Source organism: Shewanella sp. Sh95 (assembly GCF_001308045.1).
Classification (GTDB): Bacteria; Pseudomonadota; Gammaproteobacteria; order Enterobacterales; family Shewanellaceae; genus Shewanella; species Shewanella xiamenensis.
This window is the reverse complement of the sequence record NZ_LGYY01000175.1, coordinates 16908-37347: the sequence shown is the minus strand read 5'-3', so window position 1 is coordinate 37347 and position 20440 is coordinate 16908. Positions and strand designations below refer to the sequence as shown.

Sequence of the window (20440 nt, the reverse complement as noted above, 5' to 3'; positions counted from 1 at the left end):
GTGTCCGAGCGGGTCCGAGCCCAGATACCGCACTAACAATTAACCAATCAACCAAGTTTTCAGAGATTATTGACCTCTAAAGGCTAAGGAATCTGGGGCGATTAATTTATCATCGACCCGCACAGAACGCTCCGTCGATACAATCAATCCTAAACTTGCTTTATCAAACACTTTGAATACTAATAACTTACCATTGTAAACATCAGGCATTTTGAGTGCCCTGTCGGATGAAAGTGACGCAACCACATTGTCATAGGCTGTCCGTTCCATCGAGGGCACAGGTTGGCCATCGTTATTAATCACGATTTCTTCGCCATCGCGATAAATGGAGAATACCTCGCCAGGCTCAATACCGTCCTGCGTACCTTTATCAAGATAGACAACATTGAGTTTACCGGCTTCGCGCATTTTCGACTCGATGGCCAATATGGTCGCTGGCGTCTTAAGTTCTGCGGGTTTTGGCGTAAAGTAAGCTGACATTAACGCTTCATCCTCCATAGGCAACACCCTAAAGCCCGCTTTGGTTTCACGGAAATTGCTCAGAATTTTTACCTTAGACACTTTGCCAGACTCAATGACTTGGCCTGTGGATGCCAGAATCGCTTCCTGTCCTAGCGCCTCGCCCGTTTCTTTATTAAAGAATTCTCGGCCACGCTCATAGACTCCTAACTTTTGATGCAAAGGTAATTCGCTATTAATATAAATCACATCACCAACAATATGATGGCGCGACGGGCTTTCACCGCCGAGTACCATAGGTTGCATGCCTAGCCAGCTAGCATCAACCACACGGTTTTGAACGAGATAGTTTTGGATTAATGCCAAATCAACCGCAGGAACCGCATTGCTCTTGGCAATTACGCGTCCCTCTGGAGTTTTGCGAATATGGGGTTTTGCTTCACTACCTCCAATACTCGCACTCGCGCCATTAAGCACTAATCTGGGTTGACCATCGATAAAGACTAAGGTGAGTTGATCACCGGGATAAATTAAATGAGGATTGGCTATTTGAGGGTTAACATCCCATAAACGTGGCCACTTCCACGGATCATTTAGAAAGGTTGCAGAAATATCCCACAGGGTATCGCCCTTCTTTACCACATATGACTCTGGATACCCTGCTTTCAACGTGAGAGTGTCAGCGTAAACCAATGTGCAATGAAAGGTCATTAACGCAAGTAAAATTAGCCGTTTCATGGTGCGGTCCATGTTGTTTAGCTCTTAAATCGAGCTTTTACTGTTATTGATAGGCACTAAAGATTAAAATTAACCCATTAGCCTCAGTCAGTATAACCAACTGATTGAGATTTGACAGACTTGTTAAGAGTTTAAGTATGGCACTATTAAAAGTTTTACGCTTTCCCGATGAAAGATTGCGAACTCAAGCACAACCTATCACAGAGTTTACTACTGAGTTGCAAACTCAAATCGATGATATGTTCGAAACCATGTACCAAGAAAAAGGGATTGGTTTGGCCGCGACCCAGGTTGATTATCATAAACAACTGATCGTCATGGATTTACAAGACGAGGTTGAACGTCCTAAAGTCTTTATCAATCCCGAGATTATTGCCAGTAGCGGTGATTTCTGTAACGAAGAAGGTTGTCTGTCAGTCCCTGGTATCTATGCCAAGGTTGACCGCGCCGAATTTGTTACCGTTAAAGCTCTGGATAGACACGGTAATGAATTCACCGTTGAAGCCGATGACCTATTTGCGATTTGCATTCAGCATGAAATGGATCACCTGAAAGGTAAGTTATTTGTCGACTACCTGTCGCCATTGAAGCGCCAACGGATCAAACAGAAACTTGAAAAAGCGGCCAAACAAGACGCCAAATAAGCATTAGGATCAGATTTGAAACCACTCAATATCATCTTCGCCGGAACACCGGATTTTGCCGCTCGCCATTTACAGGCGCTGATTAACTCACACCACAATGTGATTGCTGTTTACACACAGCCGGATAGACCCGCAGGGCGCGGTAAAAAACTCACCGCCAGCCCAGTGAAAGAGCTCGCGCTCGCCCACAATATTCCAGTTTATCAACCCGGTTCGCTACGCAAAGAACCCGCGCAGCAACAACTGGCCGCCCTTGATGCCGATATTATGGTGGTGGTTGCCTACGGTTTGATCCTGCCTAAAGTCGTGCTTGATACGCCACGTTTAGGCTGTATCAATGTTCACGGTTCAATTCTGCCTCGTTGGCGCGGTGCGGCGCCGATTCAACGCGCATTGTGGGCAGGTGATAAAGAAACCGGCGTGACGATTATGCAGATGGATATCGGCCTAGATACGGGTGATATGCTGCTAAAAACCTACTTGCCAATTGAAGATGACGATACTTCGGCAAGTCTTTACGAGAAGTTAGCCCAGCAAGGACCCGATGCGCTACTGCAAGCTCTCGAGGGTTTAGCCAACGGCACCTTAGCCGCTGAAAAACAAGATGAAACCTTAGCGAACTACGCCGAAAAACTCAGTAAAGAAGAAGCGAGGTTAGATTGGACTAAATCCGCGACCCAATTATGGCAGGAAGTTCGCGCCTTCAATCCTTGGCCAGTGAGCTACTTTGAGCACCAAGGCAATACTATTAAGGTGTGGCAGACCCAAGTCAGCACCACCAGCAGCAATGCCACACCCGGCACGATTATCAGCGCCAGTAAAAAAGGTATTGAAGTCGCCACCGGCGATGGTGTGTTAACCCTACTCAGCATGCAATTACCCGGCAAGAAACCCCTCAGCGTTGCAGATATTCTCAATGCCCGCGGCGAGTGGTTTACCCCAAATACTCGTCTCAATAACGAGGCGCAATAATGATGAACTTGCGAGCACTGGCGGCCAAAGCCATCTTCGACGTATTAGAAAAAGGCGTGTCACTTTCAGTTGCCCTGCCAGAACAGCAAAGGCATCTTGCTAGTGGTAAAGATAAAGCCCTGCTCGCCGAGCTCTGCTACGGCGTAATGCGTACTTTGCCACAGATAGAAAAACGCGTTGCCGAATGTTTGGCTAATCCGCTCAAAGGTAAGCAAAGGATCATCCACCAGCTATTGATTGTTGGCTGTTACCAGCTTTACTTCACCCGCATACCAAGCCATGCGGCTATATCCGAAACCGCTGAGGCCTGCCGTCAATTAAAGTTTGAGGGAATGGTAAAGGTCGTCAATGGCGTGCTGCGTAATATTCAGCGCCAATTAACACCGCTTAGCACAGAGTCGGAGACCTTAAGCTACAACACGCCGGGCTGGTTAATTAAGCGCTTAAAAGCCGCTTATCCTGACAACTGGCAAGAGATAATCCAGCAAAGCCATGAACGTCCACCCATGTGGTTACGTAACAATCGCCGCTCCCAAAGCCGCGATGAATATCTTGCCGCCCTGAGTGAGCTAGAGATAGAAGCCAGTGCGGGCCTGAGTGATGATGCAATCCTGCTTGCCCATCCCAAGGATGTGGCGACATTGCCACGCTTCCACGAAGGTGCGGCATCAGTGCAAGATGGCGCAGCCCAATGGGCAGCGACCCTGCTGGCTCCGCAAGCCAATGAACTGGTTCTCGACGCCTGTGCGGCACCGGGCGGTAAGAGTTGCCATTTACTCGAACTTGAACCTAGCATCAAGCTGGTCGCCGTCGATTTCGATGCCAAACGTCTCGAGCGCGTGCAACAGAACCTTGACCGTTTATCATTAAAAGCGGAAGTTATTCATGGCGATGCGGCCAATATCGACTCATGGTGGCAGGGTGAACAATTTGATCGTATCTTACTCGACGCACCTTGCTCAGCGACGGGCGTTATCCGCCGCCATCCCGATATCAAATGGTTACGCAAAAACCATGACATCGAAGAACTGGCCGAGCTGCAAAGACAAATTCTCGATCACTGCTGGAAGTGGCTCAAGCCCGGTGGCACACTCCTGTATGCAACTTGCTCTATTTTGCCGCAGGAAAATCGAGACCAAATTAGTGCATTTTTAGCCAGAACCGCAGATGCTAAGCTAGACACACTTGCCCAGCAGGCTTCAAGCCAAGATATAGGTTGGCAAATCACGCCGGGACAACACAACATGGATGGGTTTTATTACGCCCGTTTATTGAAAGCGACCCATTAGGAAGTAAGCAAGGCCATGAAAATTATCATATTAGGTGCGGGTCAAGTTGGCGGAACCTTGGCCGAAAATTTGGTGGGTGAAAACAACGATATCACCATCGTCGATAGCGACAAATCCAGATTACGCGCCCTGCAGGATAAATATGACCTTCGCGTCGTGGCGGGCCATGGTGCCCACCCCGATGTGCTCAAAGAGGCTGGCGCCGAAGATGCCGACATGCTGATTGCTGTGACGAACAGCGATGAATGCAACATGGTCGCCTGCCAGATGGCCTACAGCCTATTTGGTACACCGACTAAAATCGCCCGTATTCGCTCCGAACCTTATCTAGCGATGCGCGATAAATTATTTATCGACAGTGAGACCAAAAATAGCGATGGGCGTCCTCGCGGCGGTTTTGTGATCGATGAACTTATCGCACCTGAACAGTTAGTGACCGCTTACATTCAACGTTTGGTTGAGTATCCCGGTGCACTGCAAGTGCTCGAATTTGCCGAAGGGCGCTTAAGTTTAGTTGCGGTGCGCGCCTATTATGGCGGCCCTTTAGTCGGTAATGCCTTGGCCGCGCTTCGCGAGCATATGCCAAATATTGATACCCGGGTGGCGGCGATTTTCCGCCAAGGTCGCCCTATCATGCCCCGCGGTACGACTATTATCGAAGCCGATGACGAAGTATTTTTCGTGGCCGACAGTCGCCATATCCGCGCGGTGATGAGTGAGATGCAAAAGCTGGATAACTCCTACCGCAATATCATGATTGCCGGCGGTGGTAACATCGGCTTAGGCCTGGCTAAACGCCTCGAGCGCACCCATTCAGTCAAATTGATTGAACACAAGTTCGAACGCGCAGAGTCTCTATCCGAACAACTTGAAAACACCACGGTATTTTGTGGTGACGCCTCAGATCAAGAGCTGCTACTCGAAGAACATATCGACCAAACCGATGTGTTTATTGCCGTCACCAACGATGATGAAGCCAATATCATGTCCGCCCTGCTAGCCAAGCGCATGGGGGCGAAAAAGGTGATGGTGCTGATCCAGCGCGAAGCATATGTGGATATTGTGCAAGAAGCTAATATCGATATCGCGATTTCACCCCAGCAGGCAACGATTTCAGCCTTACTGACCCATATCCGCCAAGGCGATATCTGTAACGTGTATTCCTTACGTCGAGGCGCCGCCGAAGCCATCGAAGCCATTGCCCACGGTGACTCCAGCACCTCTAAAGTTGTTGGCAAGGCCATTGGCGATATCAAGCTGCCGCCGGGAACCACTATTGGCGCAATTGTGCGGAATGAGGAAGTGTTGATGGCTCATGATAAAACAGTGATTGAGCAAGGGGATCACGTGATTTTGTTTTTGGTAAACAAAAAATTTATCGGCGAAGTCGAGAAGCTGTTCCAACCTAGCGCCTTCTTCTTTTAAGTCATCATCCTATGCTGAACTTTAGACCGTTATTGTTTATTTTAGGGCTGTTTTTATCGATGTTAACAGCCTTTATGTTAGCGCCCTTACTTCTTGCCGCATTCAACGGCGAGGAGACCGTAGGCTCTTTCATGTTATCGGCTTTAGTCACAGGGATTTGCGCCAGCCTGTGTTTGCATAACGGCCAAAGTAAGGCCATTAACCTCAATATTCGAGATATGTTTCTGCTCACCAGCCTAACTTGGCTGATCGTGAGTCTGTTTGCGGCTATGCCTTTTACGCTTTACCACGGTATAGGTTATACGGATGCCTTCTTCGAGACCATGTCCGGTATTACCACCACAGGTTCAACCGTGCTCTCAGGGTTAGATACGATGGATCACAGTATCTTAATCTGGCGCTCGTTATTGCAATGGCTCGGTGGTATTGGCTTTATCGTGATGGCGGTTGCGATTCTGCCCTTCTTAAACGTTGGTGGTATGCGGCTGTTCCGCACTGAGTCATCGGATTGGAGTGACAAGGCCGTTCCTCGTACCCAAAGCATGGCTAAGCATTTATTCTTTATCTATATTTTACTGACTATTATCTGCTGTATTGCCTACCATGTTGCAGGCATGACGTGGTTTCAAGCCATCAACCATGCGATGACCACACTGTCGACGGGAGGCTATTCAACCTCAGATAATTCGATGGCGGCGTTTTCAAATTCAGCCCATTGGGTTGGCGTTGTGTTTATGGCGGCGGGAGGTTTACCCCTGCTGATGTTTGTGCAGATGATCCAACAGCGCGATTTAAGCGTTTGGAATGATGCCCAAGTCAAAGGCTTCTTATTTTTTCTGACCTTTGTTTCTTGCTTTATTGGTGTTTGGTTATGGCAAACCCGCGATATCGCCTTGATTGATGCATTACGCTTATCCAGCTTTAACGTCGTATCTGTTGTGACCACAACGGGCTATGGGTTAACCGACTATGGTACGTGGGGCGCATTTGCTAATATCGCTTTTCTGTTCTTAATGTTTGTCGGTAGCTGTTCTGGCTCGACCTCTGGCGGGATCAAAATCTTCCGCTTTCAAATTGCTGGCGCCATTATGCGCGAGCAGTTAAAGCAGCAATGTCATCCCAATGGGATATTTAGGGAGCGCTATAATAACCGCCTGATTAGTGAGGATATTGTGCGCTCGCTGATCACCTTTGTACTGCTATTTATGTTTGTGATTGTTGGGCTTTCGGTGATTTTGGTGTTGACAGGGCTCGACCCCATGACCAGTTTTACTGGCGCAATTACCGCAGTCACCAACGTTGGCCCAGGACTTGGGCCGATTATTGGCCCAGCGGGTAACTTCTCGACACTGCCCGATCTGGCTAAGTGGGCGCTTGCATTAGGTATGTTGCTAGGACGCTTAGAGATTTTAACTGTGGCCGTACTATTCCATCCCAGTTTTTGGAAATACTAGTCGTATCAGTCATCAACTAAAAATGCGCTCACAGAGCGCATTTTTATTAGGCGGGCTCAGCAACCTTAGCCAAAGTCAGCAAATGGTCGGCATAGACCTTCACATCTTCCCAGTCGGTATAATCGATCACCGCCTTAGGATCCGTTGGCCCTTTGGTGATTTTCATAATCAATTGGATCATTAATCTGTCGTACCAAGGCCACGAAGGGTAATCCACCTTACCAGCAATAATCTTCAAATCGGCGGGAGTCCAAGGTGATAAGGTTATGAATTTTTGCAGGTATTTATTGTTCTCTGGAATACGTTTTTCAGGATTACGCGCCACCACATTGACGCAGAAAAAACTGTTTGGCAACGCACTCAACGCTTGCGAATGTTGTTCAACAAACTGGAATACGCTCTTGTCATAGGTACCATAGAGTACGCAAGCCCCCAAAGCCACCAGTTGATAATCGGGCCAGTTAATCCTTGTTGCAGCCGCACTATTGATGTCGACTAAGTCAACCTCAGCACCACGCAGAGTCAATTGCTGCGCGATTGCATTCGCAATCTTGGCCGTGTGGCCACCACGGGTAAAATAAAGCACCAAAATGCGTGTCATGGGGTATTCCCGTTCCGTTAAAGTGTGGCACCATTGTGGCAATCATCTGTTAAATAAACCCCTGATAGGATCACAAATCAGCGTTGTCTCATATTCTGAAATGCAAAAATTGAGATCTGAATTGCCGAGCAGTATGATTGCGTATAGAAACATGTTCAATTAGAATTATCTAATCAAAAGCGATCAAGTGAGTACCTTATGCAAAATGATATAGATGTAAATGCAATGGTAACTAATGCGGAAAGTGCGGCTAAATGGCTTAAAGCTATAGCGAATCCTTATCGCTTAATGATTCTGTGCCTTTTACTGGATAAAGAGCTGAGCGTGACGGAACTGAATGCGACTGTTCCTTTAAGCCAATCGGCACTATCACAGCATTTAGCAGTATTGCGAGCTGAAGACTTAGTCGATACCCGTAAGAGCTCCCAGATTGTGTATTACAAGCTTAAGAATGAACAAGTCACCCAAGTGATTTCCATTCTACATAGTCGTTACTGCGCGGTATAAATCGTTAAACGACGCCATGCAGTCATAAAGCCCTAGCTGAGACTAGGGCTTTATCATTTTTACAGCTTGCTAAAGTGCGTTCCGAAGGCTTCGACTTTACCCCAATCGGTAAACTCGAAGGTGCCCTTCAGGTCAGTCGGCCCCTTAGTCATCCACATGATAAAGCGGATCATGGTCCGGTCGAATAAACTATATTTAGGATAATCAATCTTGCCTGCAAACACCGCCAATTGCTGTGGTTGCCACAGCGATAATTTAAGGAACTTTTGCATGTAAGGATTGGTTTCTGGCGTGTTCTTTAATGGCTTACGCGCCACCACATTTACAGTGAAAAAACCGTTAATTTTTGCACTTAACACCGCGTGGTTGCGATTTACAAACTGATATAGCTCAGGTCTATGTTTACCATAACGAATACTCGCACCAATCAGCACTTTATCGAAATCGACAAGACTTAAGGCCTCGGCCTGTTCTAAGGTGACTAACGACACCTGCTCACCCGCTTGTTCGGCAAGCGTTTTGATTTTTCGGCAAATTTCCAGTGTTTGGCCATCGATTGTCGAATAGATTATTAATGTCTGCATATCAATCCTTCCAGAAAGTTGGCGTGAACAAAATCAACAAGGTAAAGACTTCGAGGCGACCAAATAACATGGCCACCACCAGCACCCATTTGGCGCCATCACCGATACTGGCATAGTTACTCGCCACTTCCCCAAGCCCTGGGCCAAGGTTATTTAAACAGGCAGCGGTGGCACTAAAGGCCGTAATATCGTCCAGCCCCATGGCCATTAGCGCCAACATACACAGTACGAAAACTAAAGCGTAGGCAGAGAAAAATCCCCATACTGCATCGACGACACGATCTGGTAACGCCTTGGAGCCAATACGAATTGAGAACATCGCCTTAGGGTGAACCAAGCGCTTAAGTTCACGAGAACCTTGCAACAGCAGCAGGATAACTCGGATCACCTTTATCCCGCCCGCAGTTGAACCACCACACCCACCGATAAAGCTTGAGAAGATCAACAGAATCGGCAGGAAAAGCGGCCACATATGGAAACTTTCAGTACCAAAGCCAGCAGTTGTCGCCACCGAAACCGCTTGGAATAAGGCGTGATCTAAGGTTTCTTCTGGCGAGTCATAAATCCCTGAGTGATAAAGGGTTAAGAAGCAAATCGCCGTCAGCACCAACTGAATTGCCACCAGCATCTTGAACTCAGTGTCTCGAAAATAGACTCTAAAATTGATCCCGCGGCGCGAAAATGCCGCAAAGTGCACGCTAAAGTTCACTGCAGAGACTATCAAAAAGAATACGCAAATCAGATTGATTACAGGGCTGTTAAAGTAGCCCATACTGGCATCGTGGGTCGAAAAGCCCCCGATGGCGATGGTCGAAAACGAGTGACACACGGCATCGAATACGCTCATCCCCGCCAGCCAATAGGCGCCAGCACAGGTGATGGTTAGCAGTAGATAGATGTACCATAACGCCTTAGCCGTTTCGGCAATCCTCGGCGTCATCTTACTGTCCTTCACAGGCCCTGGAATCTCGGCGCGATACAGCTGCATGCCCCCAACTCCAAGCACAGGCAGAATCGCCACAGCTAGAACAATGATCCCCATACCGCCGAGCCATTGCAGCATATGTCGATAAAACAGAATGGCCTTAGGTAAGGAGTCCAGTCCGACAATAACGGTGGCTCCTGTGGTAGTTAGTGCGGAGAATGATTCGAAGAAACTATCGGTCCAGCTGAGATCGGGTTGGCTTGAGAAGATAAAGGGTAAGGCACCGATGGAGCCAAGCACTGTCCAGAACAAAACTACGATCAGGAAACCCTCGCGAGTTCGTAATTCCTCTTTGCAGCGACGATTAGGATACCAGAGCCAAAAACCGATAAATAAGCTAACAAAAAATGCCTGAATAAACGCAGTACCACCGCCATCGTTATACCAAATGGCGATTAAGGCTGGCGGCAGCATAGTGATGGAGAACAGGCCGATTAGCAGGCCTATGATTCTTATTATGGTTTTGTATTGCATTCCGCGTGTTCAATTATTCCATTGGCTGCAAAGGTATTTTCAGCATTTTGCATATTTTGGCATAATTTACGCAGGCATCACAGCTCAAACTCTGCTCGCAGGCTACCCTGACTCAACGTTGCCAGTGATTCATTCAATATACCCTGTTGCTGTTTGCCTATTTCAAAATGGATATCAACGGCTTCGGCAAATTGCTTATCGATGATCACCGCTTCTAACTGTTGTAATAAATGTTCGACATCCCTTAATTGGGTGTAATCACAATGCAGTTTGGCTGGATAACGTAATTGCTTCAATCGCGTCGGCAATTGCCCTAAACCTTGGCGTAATCCCGAAGTATAGGCACGCACTAAACCGCCCACACCTAACTTAGTACCGCCATAGAAACGCACCACCACGGCACCGACTTCACCGAGATTCGCGCCTTGTAATACTGCGAGCATTGGACGACCAGCGCTGCCCGCTGGCTCACCATCGTCACTCGAACCGATGGCAATGCTGTCGTTGGGCGCTCCAGCAATAAAGGCATAGCAGTAATGGCTGGCGCCGGGATAATCTCGCTTTATGTCAGTAAGTACTAACTTCAGCTGTTCTAAACTTGTGCAATGAAATAGAAAAGAGATAAAGCGGCTATGCTTTATCTCTTCTTCTATCTGCACATTTTCACTCGGTATCAGATAACTTTCGAGCACTCGCTCTCCCTAAAATCACGCTAAGCCCAGTTCGCGGGTCATATTTTCGTTTCGATCCTGATGCACAATCACATTATCTTCGATACGAATGCCGCCAAAAGGTCGCAGCTCATCAACGGTGCGCCAATTGATCTGCTGACCACGGCTATCTTGTTTTAGCTCATTGAGTAAAGTGTCGATAATGTATAATCCTGGCTCCATCGTAAGCACTTGGTTTGGTGCCAAAATGCGGGTGCAACGCAGGAACGGATGGGCTTCTGGTGCCGGAATATGGGTACCACGCTCATCGAAGGAAAAACCGCCCACATCATGCACTTGCAAGCCTAACATATGGCCGAGTCCATGAGGGAAGAAGGCGCTGGTTATGCCTTGGTCGACTAAGCCCTGGGCATCGCCCGTGGCTAGCTCAAAATCCAACAGCATTTGCGCGACTTTGCCATGGGTCGTCAAGTGTAAATCGGGATAACGCACACCCGGACGCATCATATCAATCAGTTCGAGCTGCGCCTTATTCATGGCAGTGATTAATTCGTCGAAACGATTCTTCTCAAACGCATAGGTACGAGTGATATCCGACGCATAGCCAAAGTAACTGGCACCCGCATCGATTAAAAAAGATAAGCGGCGCACCGGATTTTGATGCTCAAGCGCGGTGTAATGCAAAATCGCCGCATTTTGATTTAAGGCTATGATATTACCGTAGGGCACTTCGTTCTCGCCCTGTCCCACGGCTGATAAATACTGCTGCTGAATTTCAAACTCGCTCGCACCGTTATAGAAGGCATTTTTAGCCGCTAAATGCCCTTGCACCGCAATCTGGTTCGCTCGGCGCATACATTCGAGTTCATATTCGGTTTTAGTGGTACGGTGGAAATGCAGATAGCTCATCACAGAGTCAGGATTGCGACTGGTGAAACCCAGCACCTCAGCCACATCTAAATGCTCACCCAAATAAGCCCAGTTAGCGATATCGGCAGGCAATAGTTCGGCAACCTTATCGGCCTTAGTGAGTAATTTGATCTCAAAATGCTCGGTCCAGAACATCTCCGGCACGTCAGACACCTTATGCCAAAAATCCACAGGGCGATAAAAAATCAGTTGCGGCTTATCGCGACCATTCACCACTAACCAACAGTTAGGGTTATCCAACACAGGTAACCAAGCCTTGAAATGGGGATTGGCTTTAAAAGGATAATTAATGTCGTCCAAAAACATTCGATGTGGCTGACCCGAGTGGATCACTAAACCTGATAATGCTTCACGCGATACAATTTCAGCAACTCGACGATTAAGCTCGGCGATGTGGGCATGATAGTGATGAGCCAAGTGATCCATGTTTCATATCCTGTAATGAACGATAGTTAATAAAAAAACCGCAAATCTGACTAAGCCATATAGGCTCAGTGTTTTCCTCTACTTACGCCCTCATTTCGCACGGGGTAGCAAATTCTCGATTTAAGCCTATGCTTTTAATTCTAAAAATAAAATTACCCAACTAGCCAGCGAGTAATACCGCTAAAGTACAAATTCCCACTACGTACTCTTTCGCGTAATCTGGCACTTCTACACTTTGTGCAGTGTATCACAAAGCTGAAAATTCACTCTAGCCGACAAGAAATTAAACAGTCGTTTAAATTGGGTGTTGTAATTTATCGAATTTCGAAGCACACTGGCACACAACTGGTCAAATGATGGCCGAAGCTGCTGTGAGATAGAGAGTCGTACTAACACCAAAAAATAATGGTGGGTATCACTTTTAAGCCAAAAGGAAGCAAGCAATGATCTACCAAAGTCCTACAATTCAGGTTGAGTTACTCGAGGATAATATTGCCAAGCTGTGCTTTAACGCACCCGGTTCGGTGAACAAATTCGACAGAGAAACACTCGCCTCACTCGATGCCGCATTAGATAGCATTAAACAACAATCAAACATTCAGGCTTTAGTGCTGACCTCAGGTAAAGATACCTTTATCGTGGGTGCCGACATTACTGAATTTTTAGGCTTATTCGCACAAGATGATTCAGTACTACTCTCTTGGGTTGAACAGGCCAATGCCGTATTCAATAAACTTGAAGATTTACCTTTCCCAACCGCTTCAGCGATTAAAGGTTTTGCCTTAGGCGGCGGTTGTGAAATTATTCTGGCAACGGATTTCCGTATCGCCGACACCACAGCCAAAATCGGTCTACCCGAAACCAAACTAGGTATTATCCCAGGCTTTGGTGGCACAGTGCGTTTACCACGTGTGATTGGTGCAGATAACGCTCTTGAGTGGATCACCACGGGTAAAGATCAACGTCCAGAAGATGCCTTAAAAGTAGGCGCGGTTGACGCCGTTGTTGCGCCAGAGGCTTTAGAAGCTGCCGCCATTCAAATGCTTAAAGACGCGGTTGCAGAAAAGCTTGATTGGCAAGCCCGTCGCCAACGTAAGATGTCACCACTGACCTTACCAAAACTCGAAGCCATGATGTCTTTCACAACCGCTAAAGGTATGGTTTTCTCTGTCGCTGGCAAACATTATCCTGCACCAATGGCGGCGGTAAATGTAGTTGAGCAAGCGGCGACCAAAGGCCGAGCCGAAGCGCTGCAAATTGAGCATCAAGCATTTATCAAGTTAGCGAAAACCGATGTAGCCAAAGCGTTGATCGGTATCTTCTTGAATGACCAATTAGTAAAAGGTAAGGCTAAGAAAGCGGGCAAGCTCGCTAAAGATGTGAAAAGTGCCGCCGTATTAGGTGCTGGTATCATGGGTGGCGGTATCGCTTACCAAAGCGCCAGCAAAGGCACGCCAATCGTGATGAAGGATATCGCTCAACCTGCATTAGATTTAGGTTTAGGCGAAGCCGCAAAACTGTTATCTGCGCAAGTTGCTCGCGGCCGCTCTACCCCAGAAAAAATGGCTAAAGTGCTGAACAACATCACTCCAGCCTTAGACTATGCACCAGTGAAACATGCTGACGTGGTTGTTGAAGCCGTTGTTGAGCATCCAAAAGTGAAGGCACAAGTACTGGCGGAAGTTGAACAATACGTGAGTGAAGATGCGATTATCGCCTCTAACACGTCAACCATTTCAATCAACCTGCTCGCCAAGAGCATGAAAAAACCTGAGCGTTTCTGCGGTATGCACTTCTTCAATCCAGTGCACAAAATGCCATTGGTTGAAGTTATTCGTGGCGAGCACAGCTCAGAAGAAACCATCGCATCTGTTGTCGCCTACGCCAGCAAAATGGGTAAAACCCCAATCGTTGTAAATGATTGCCCAGGTTTCTTCGTTAACCGTGTACTCTTCCCTTATTTTGCTGGCTTTAACGGCCTGCTCGCCGAGGGTGGCGACTTTGCCGCTATCGATAAAGTGATGGAAAAACAATTCGGCTGGCCAATGGGCCCTGCTTACCTGCTAGACGTTGTCGGCCTAGACACAGGTCACCACGCGCAAGCGGTAATGGCCGAAGGCTTCCCCGATCGTATGGGCAAAACTGGCAATGACGCGATTGACGTGATGTTCGAGAACAAACGTCTCGGTCAGAAGAATGGCAAAGGCTTCTACGCTTACTCTGTGGATAGCCGCGGTAAGCCAAAGAAAGACGTCGACCCAACCAGCTACGAGCTGCTAAAGGCTGCCTTTGGTGAACAAAAAGCATTCGATGCGGATGAAATCATCGCCCGCACTATGATCCCAATGATTATCGAAACCGTTCGCTGTTTAGAAGAAGGCATTGTGGCATCACCTGCCGAAGCGGATATGGGCTTAGTCTACGGTTTAGGCTTCCCACCATTCCGTGGTGGTGTGTTCCGTTACTTAGATACTATGGGCGTAGCCAACTTTGTCGCCTTAGCTGACAAATACGCACACTTAGGTGGTTTGTATCAAGTCACCGACGCCATGCGCGCCCTTGCAGCCAACAACGGTAGCTACTACCAAGCCTAATTAGCGGGAAAGGAATTTAATTATGAAACAAGCTGTTATCGTAGATTGCATTCGTACTCCTATGGGCCGTTCTAAGGCTGGGGTGTTCCGTAATGTACGTGCAGAAACACTCTCTGCCGAATTAATGAAAGGTCTATTACTGCGTAACCCGCAATTAGATCCCAATACGATTGAAGACGTTATTTGGGGCTGCGTGCAGCAAACCCTAGAGCAAGGCTTCAACATTGCCCGTAATGCATCATTGCTGGCAGGTATCCCGAAGACGGCTGGCGCCGTGACAGTCAACCGCCTATGTGGTTCTTCAATGGAAGCCATCCATCAAGCCGCTCGCGCAATCATGACTGGCATGGGCGACACCTTTATCATCGGTGGTGTTGAGCATATGGGCCATGTGCCGATGAACCATGGTGTGGACTTCCACCCTGGTTTAGCCAATAACGTCGCTAAAGCCTCCGGCATGATGGGCTTAACCGCAGAAATGCTCGGCAAGCTCCACGGCATCACCCGTGAGCAGCAGGATGCCTTTGCTGTTCGTTCACACCAACGCGCTTACGCAGCCACAGTTGAAGGCCGTTTTGCCAAGGAAATCTATGGCATCGAAGGCCATGATGCTAACGGTGCACTGATTAAAGTACTGCACGACGAAGTGATTCGCCCAGAAACGACCATGGAATCGTTAGCAGCACTGCGCCCGGTATTCGATCCTGCAAACGGTACTGTGACTGCGGGAACATCATCAGCCTTATCCGACGGCGCTTCGGCCATGTTGATAATGGAAGAATCTAAAGCACGCGCACTTGGCTTACCAATTCGTGCACGTATTCGCTCTATGGCGGTTGCAGGTTGTGATGCGGCAATTATGGGTTACGGCCCAGTACCAGCCACGCAAAAAGCACTTGCTCGCGCCGGTATTACCGTTGCCGACTTAGATGTGATTGAACTTAACGAAGCGTTTGCTGCTCAGTCTTTACCTTGTGTGAAAGATTTAGGTTTAGCAGATGTGGTTGATGACAAAATCAACCTCAACGGCGGCGCAATTGCACTAGGTCACCCACTGGGTTGTTCTGGCGCGCGTATCTCTACGACGCTTATTAACTTGATGGAACACAAAGATGCAACCTTAGGTTTGGCAACCATGTGTATTGGTTTGGGCCAAGGTATTGCAACCGTTTTCGAACGCGTTTAATCCTTAACGATTCTTCCTCAAAGCCGGACTTAGTTCCGGCTTTTTTATGCAGCTTTAAAACATTGTGAAATAATGCCACGCTAAAACGTCGATGATAAAGTTGCTAAGCCAAAAACGCTTAAAGTTAGATTATCTCGATTTTATAGCAGCTATAAAAGTCCCGTATTTTTTATGATGAAGAGATCCATCCCATTCTCAAGCATTTGAGGAAGATTAGGGATCACGAAATAACATTGTTCCACGTGAAACATCTCACTAATCCTGACTCTCGAATAAATAAAACGGAATAAAACCAATTACCCGTTGCATCACAAAATCAGGCCGCCAACTTGGTTTATCCAAACCACTGGAGTAACATTAGCCAATTCTGTTTAACCGTTCAGTCGAGGTCATATGAACGACGTTTTCTCAACCGCACAACACAAACTGGATGCTCTTGGTTTGCGCTGCCCAGAACCAGTAATGATGGTGCGTAAAACGGTAAGACAAATGGCTCAAGGAGAAACACTGCTTATCATCGCGGATGATCCTGCTACTACCCGTGATATTCCCAGTTTTTGTGAGTTTATGGATCACACACTGATCGCCAGTGAAACCAACCAAACACCCTATCAATATTTGATTAAAAAGGGACTCTAAGTCCCAACATCGACATTAGGATAAGGACATCAAACATGCCGAAACTAGTTGCTATCGCCTATAAAACGATTAAACGCGGACCAATGAATGAGGTGCTGTGCGCGAATGTCACCCAGCACAGCGGTATTGAAAAAGATGTATTTGGTCGCCCAGGCAAAAGGCAAGTCACAGTACTCTCGCTCCAGCAGTGGCAAATAGCGTGTCAAAGTATAGGTGCAAATTTACCTTGGACGACTCGCCGCGCCAATCTTTTAGTCGATGGATTAACTTTTAGTCCTGCCGATGTGGGTAAACAGTTGCACATTGGGGATCTCTGCCTCGAAGTCACAGGAGAAACTGATCCCTGTAAAAAGATGGACCAAGCTCATGCCGGCTTAGAGTCAGCACTAACACCTGATTGGCGAGGCGGTGTCACTTGCCGTGTTATCAATGATGCCATGATCCACATCGGCGATCCCGTCACATTAAACTAATCATCACTTCCTGGAGAGTAAGCTGCATTACTCTCCCACAGTTTCTCCGCCTCAGCTGCTGCCCCTCGGTCATTAATTGAAACAGTATTTCCGTTTTCCTTACAGGGTATTTGTGCGATAACTTAGCGTAGCATTAACAAATATTTATCCAACCTGATAACAATCAAGCCCTAGAATAACGATAACAGGACATAACATGTTGAAACCTAAGCTGACACCGCTTTATATCGCCCTGATGCTTGGCCTTAACTCCCACGCTGTACAGGCAGCAGATGCCCAAAAAACGAGTTGGGACGTCAATGCGCCAGCCAGTGCCCCGCTAGAAAAAGTGGCAATAGATGTAACCGAAGGCACTTGGATGAACATCAGTGTCAGTCCAGACGGCAAACATTTAGTATTCGATTTACTCGGTGATATTTATCAAATCCCAGTCACGGGTGGCGAAGCTAAACAATTAGCTCAAGGGATAGCCTGGCAAATGCAGCCCGTTTATAGCCCTGATGGTAAACACATCGCCTTTACCTCGGATGCGGATGGTGGTGACAATATTTGGATTATGGATGCCGATGGCCGCAATCCACGCACCGTCACATCAGAAACTTTTCGCTTACTCAACAGCCCAGCGTGGAGCCCTGATTCGCAATATTTAGTGGGTCGTAAGCATTTTACCGCCAGTCGCAGTTTAGGCGCCGGCGAAGTCTGGCTCTACCATGTTGCTGGTGGCGAAGGTGTAAAACTCACCGAACGCCCAAATGATGAGAAAGACTTAGGTGAACCTGCCTATTCACCCGATGGCCGCTATATCTATTTCAGTCAAGATGACACTCCAGGAAAAACCTTCCATTACTCCAAAGACTCAGTAAACGGCATCTATAAAATCAAGCGTTACGATACCAAAACAGGTGATATCGAAATTCTGATCGAAGGGACTGGCGGAGCCATTCGCCCAACCCCAAGTCCTGATGGCACCAAACTAGCCTACATCAAGCGTGATGATTTCCAATCATCCTTATATTTGCTTGATTTGAAATCCGGTGAAACCACTAAACTGTTCGGCGATTTAGACCGCGATATGCAAGAGACTTGGGCAATCCATGGTGTTTACCCGACTATGGCATGGACTCCAGACAACAAAGACATCTTCTTCTGGGCTAAGGGCAAAATTAACCGCCTCAACGTTGCTAATAAAACGGTCACCGATATTCCATTTTCCGTAAAAACCCAATTAGACGTTCAGCCTTCAGTACGCTTTAAACAAGATATTGATAAAGATGTATTCGATGTAAAAATGCTGCGAATGGCACAAGTTTCACCGGATGGCAGTAAGGTCGCCTTCGAAGCATTGGGTAAAATCTGGTTGAAGACACTTCCCGATGGCAAGATGTCGCGCTTAACCGAGTTAGATAACAATATCGAAGAACTCTATCCCCAGTGGTCGCGTGATGGCAAAAATATTGTCTTCACAACTTGGAATGACCAAGACCAAGGCACAGTACAAGTGATCAGCGCTAAAGGTGGCAAAGCGAAACAACTTACCACTGAGCCAGGAAAATACGTCGAGCCCACCTTTTCTCCCGATGGCGAACTTGTGGTGTATCGTAAAACCCAAGGCGGCCATCTCACACCTCGAACTTGGTCGCAGGAACCAGGCCTGTACAAGGTCGATTTAAAAACCAAACAAAATAAGAAAATCTCCGCAGAAGGCTATCAAGCACAATTCGGAGCCTCAGCCGATCGCATATTTTTTATGAATAGTGGTGAAGATGACACACCGCAGCTTGCCTCTATTAACTTGGATGGGTTTGATAAGCGCGTTCACTACAGCAGTAAGCATGCAACCGAATTTAGAGTCTCACCCGACGGTAAACAGCTCGCCTTTGCCGAGCGCTTTAAAGTTTGGGTGACGCCCTTTGCTAAACATGGTGAAACCGTTGAAATCGGCCCTAACGCCAGTAATCTTCCTGTCACTCAGTTAAGTGTGCGAGCTGGCGAAAGTATCAGTTGGAATAGCAAGAGTAATCAACTCTATTGGACTCTTGGCCCAGAACTGTACCAAGCCGATGTTGATTCGCAGTATCTCAAAAAGGACGTGCAAGCTAAGCCAAGCATTATCAATTTAGGCTTTACTGAAAAAGCTGATGTTCCACGTGGAACAGTCGCCTTTGTCGGCGGTAAAGTGATCACCATGGAAAATGACCAAGTCATCGATAAGGGTGTAGTGATCGTCAAAGACAATCATATTGTTGCTGTTGGCGACGCTAACACGGCAATTCCAAAGGTTGCACAAGTTATCGATATAAGCGGCAAATCCATTATGCCAGGTTTGTTTGACGCTCACGCCCATGGCGCCCAGGCCGATGATGAAATCGTGCCCCAACAAAACTGGGCGCTCTACTCTGGATTATCCCTAGGCGTGACGACCATCCATGATCCATCGAACGATACCACTGAAATCTTTGCCGCTTCTGAGCAACAAAAAGCTGGCAACATCGTGGGCCCGCGGATTTTCTCCACTGGAACAATTCTCTACGGCGCAAATGCTCCCGGATACACCTCGCATATCGACTCACTCGATGATGCAAAATTCCATTTAGAGCGACTCAAAAAAGTCGGCGCCTTTAGCGTTAAGAGCTACAACCAACCGCGTCGCAATCAAAGACAACAGGTTATCGCTGCAGCTCGTGAACTCGAAATGATGGTCGTGCCAGAGGGTGGCAGCTTACTGCAACATAACCTGACCATGGTTGCCGATGGCCATACCACCGTAGAACACTCGTTACCCGTGGCAAATATTTATAACGACATTAAACAGTTCTGGAGCCAAACTAAGGTCGGTTACACTCCAACCTTAGTCGTCGCCTACGGCGGTATTTCGGGTGAAAACTATTGGTATGATAAGACCGATGTGTGGGCTCATCCGCGCCTGTCTATGTATGTGCCAAGCGATATTTTGCAGGCTCGCTCTATGCGTCGCCCCCATGCACCAGACGGTCACTACAATCATTTTAACGTTGCTAAAGTGGCGAATGAGTTTAATAAATTAGGCATTCATCCAAATATTGGCGCCCACGGTCAACGTGAGGGTTTAGCCGCCCATTGGGAAATGTGGATGTTCGCCCAAGGCGGCATGAGCAATATGGATGTACTCAAAACTGCGACCATTAACCCAGCCACCACCTTCGGCCTAGAGCATCAACTTGGCTCGATAAAGACAGGTAAGCTTGCAGATTTAATCGTTATTGATGGCGATCCATTAGCGGATATTCGAGTCACAGATAAAGTCACTTATACTATGGTCAATGGTAAGTTGTTTGATGCTGAGTCGATGAACCAACTCAATGGCAGCAAACAACAGCGTAAGCCTTTCTTCTTCGAGAAAATCTAATCTC

17 protein-coding genes are annotated in these 20440 nt (G+C 47.4%); 11 read left to right on the top strand and 6 right to left on the bottom strand.

What is annotated here, in order from left to right; translation table 11 throughout:
- Positions 1–66: 66 nt before the first annotated feature.
- Complete coding sequence (locus AEA42_RS12895; protein WP_037413515.1) at positions 67–1209, bottom strand: LysM domain-containing protein; 1143 nt, start codon at positions 1207–1209, stop codon at positions 67–69.
- 125 nt (positions 1210–1334) lie between these two features.
- Between AEA42_RS12895 and def the strand changes: the two genes are divergently transcribed.
- From def to AEA42_RS12870, 5 genes are read left to right on the top strand one after another with little or no spacing between them, the layout of a single operon-like run.
- Positions 1335–1841, top strand: coding sequence for a peptide deformylase (gene def / locus AEA42_RS12890; protein ID WP_055647937.1), 507 nt, complete (start codon positions 1335–1337; stop codon positions 1839–1841).
- Between the two features lie 15 nt (positions 1842–1856).
- Complete coding sequence (gene fmt, locus AEA42_RS12885) at positions 1857–2813, top strand: methionyl-tRNA formyltransferase (protein WP_055647936.1); 957 nt, start codon at positions 1857–1859, stop codon at positions 2811–2813.
- A gap of 2 nt (positions 2814–2815) precedes the next feature.
- Entirely contained in the window at positions 2816–4102 is a 1287-nt protein-coding gene (gene rsmB / locus AEA42_RS12880) for a 16S rRNA (cytosine(967)-C(5))-methyltransferase RsmB (protein ID WP_055647941.1), read from the top strand.
- Between the two features lie 15 nt (positions 4103–4117).
- Positions 4118–5527 carry a Trk system potassium transporter TrkA gene (gene trkA / locus AEA42_RS12875; RefSeq protein ID WP_037429374.1) on the top strand — a complete coding sequence of 470 codons (1410 nt, stop codon included), beginning with the start codon at positions 4118–4120 and terminating at the stop codon, positions 5525–5527.
- A gap of 11 nt (positions 5528–5538) precedes the next feature.
- Positions 5539–6981, top strand: a complete 1443-nt coding sequence (locus tag AEA42_RS12870; RefSeq protein WP_037413506.1) for a TrkH family potassium uptake protein — start codon at positions 5539–5541, stop codon at positions 6979–6981.
- A 46-nt stretch (positions 6982–7027) separates the two neighbouring features.
- Here the strand turns inward: AEA42_RS12870 and hemG (AEA42_RS12865) are convergent, their stop codons facing one another.
- The gene (gene hemG, locus AEA42_RS12865) at positions 7028–7582 is read right to left on the bottom strand and encodes a menaquinone-dependent protoporphyrinogen IX dehydrogenase (protein WP_037413503.1); all 555 of its coding nucleotides are present in this window, start codon (positions 7580–7582) and stop codon (positions 7028–7030) included.
- Between the two features lie 198 nt (positions 7583–7780).
- Between hemG (AEA42_RS12865) and AEA42_RS12860 the strand changes: the two genes are divergently transcribed.
- A complete protein-coding gene (locus AEA42_RS12860) occupies positions 7781–8089 on the top strand; it encodes a metalloregulator ArsR/SmtB family transcription factor (RefSeq protein ID WP_011715321.1) in 309 nt (102 codons plus the stop codon).
- Between the two features lie 59 nt (positions 8090–8148).
- Here the strand turns inward: AEA42_RS12860 and hemG (AEA42_RS12855) are convergent, their stop codons facing one another.
- The 4 genes from hemG (AEA42_RS12855) to pepQ all read right to left on the bottom strand — a co-directional run bounded on the left by hemG (AEA42_RS12855) (position 8149) and on the right by pepQ (position 12159).
- Positions 8149–8673: a menaquinone-dependent protoporphyrinogen IX dehydrogenase gene (gene hemG, locus AEA42_RS12855; RefSeq protein ID WP_037413499.1), complete on the bottom strand. Its 525-nt coding sequence runs from the start codon at positions 8671–8673 to the stop codon at positions 8149–8151.
- A gap of 1 nt (position 8674) precedes the next feature.
- Positions 8675–10132 (bottom strand): TrkH family potassium uptake protein, encoded by a 1458-nt coding sequence (locus AEA42_RS12850; protein ID WP_037429372.1) that lies wholly within the window; start codon positions 10130–10132, stop codon positions 8675–8677.
- Positions 10133–10209: 77 nt separating this feature from the next.
- Entirely contained in the window at positions 10210–10824 is a 615-nt protein-coding gene (locus AEA42_RS12845; RefSeq protein WP_037429370.1) for a YigZ family protein, read from the bottom strand.
- 15 nt (positions 10825–10839) lie between these two features.
- Complete coding sequence (gene pepQ / locus AEA42_RS12840) at positions 10840–12159, bottom strand: Xaa-Pro dipeptidase (protein ID WP_055647935.1); 1320 nt, start codon at positions 12157–12159, stop codon at positions 10840–10842.
- Between the two features lie 443 nt (positions 12160–12602).
- Here pepQ and fadB point away from each other — a divergent pair, with 443 nt between their 5' ends.
- The 5 genes from fadB (at position 12603) to AEA42_RS12815 (ending at position 20436) form a co-directional block, all read left to right on the top strand.
- Entirely contained in the window at positions 12603–14753 is a 2151-nt protein-coding gene (fadB, locus tag AEA42_RS12835) for a fatty acid oxidation complex subunit alpha FadB (RefSeq protein ID WP_055647934.1), read from the top strand.
- Positions 14754–14775: 22 nt separating this feature from the next.
- Positions 14776–15939: an acetyl-CoA C-acyltransferase FadA gene (gene fadA, locus AEA42_RS12830; RefSeq protein WP_037429364.1), complete on the top strand. Its 1164-nt coding sequence runs from the start codon at positions 14776–14778 to the stop codon at positions 15937–15939.
- 393 nt (positions 15940–16332) lie between these two features.
- A complete protein-coding gene (gene tusA, locus AEA42_RS12825; protein WP_023266036.1) occupies positions 16333–16578 on the top strand; it encodes a sulfurtransferase TusA in 246 nt (81 codons plus the stop codon).
- 35 nt (positions 16579–16613) lie between these two features.
- Positions 16614–17051 carry an MOSC domain-containing protein gene (locus tag AEA42_RS12820; protein WP_047538196.1) on the top strand — a complete coding sequence of 146 codons (438 nt, stop codon included), beginning with the start codon at positions 16614–16616 and terminating at the stop codon, positions 17049–17051.
- A gap of 196 nt (positions 17052–17247) precedes the next feature.
- Positions 17248–20436, top strand: a complete 3189-nt coding sequence (locus tag AEA42_RS12815; RefSeq protein WP_055647933.1) for an amidohydrolase family protein — start codon at positions 17248–17250, stop codon at positions 20434–20436.
- Positions 20437–20440 lie beyond the last annotated feature (4 nt).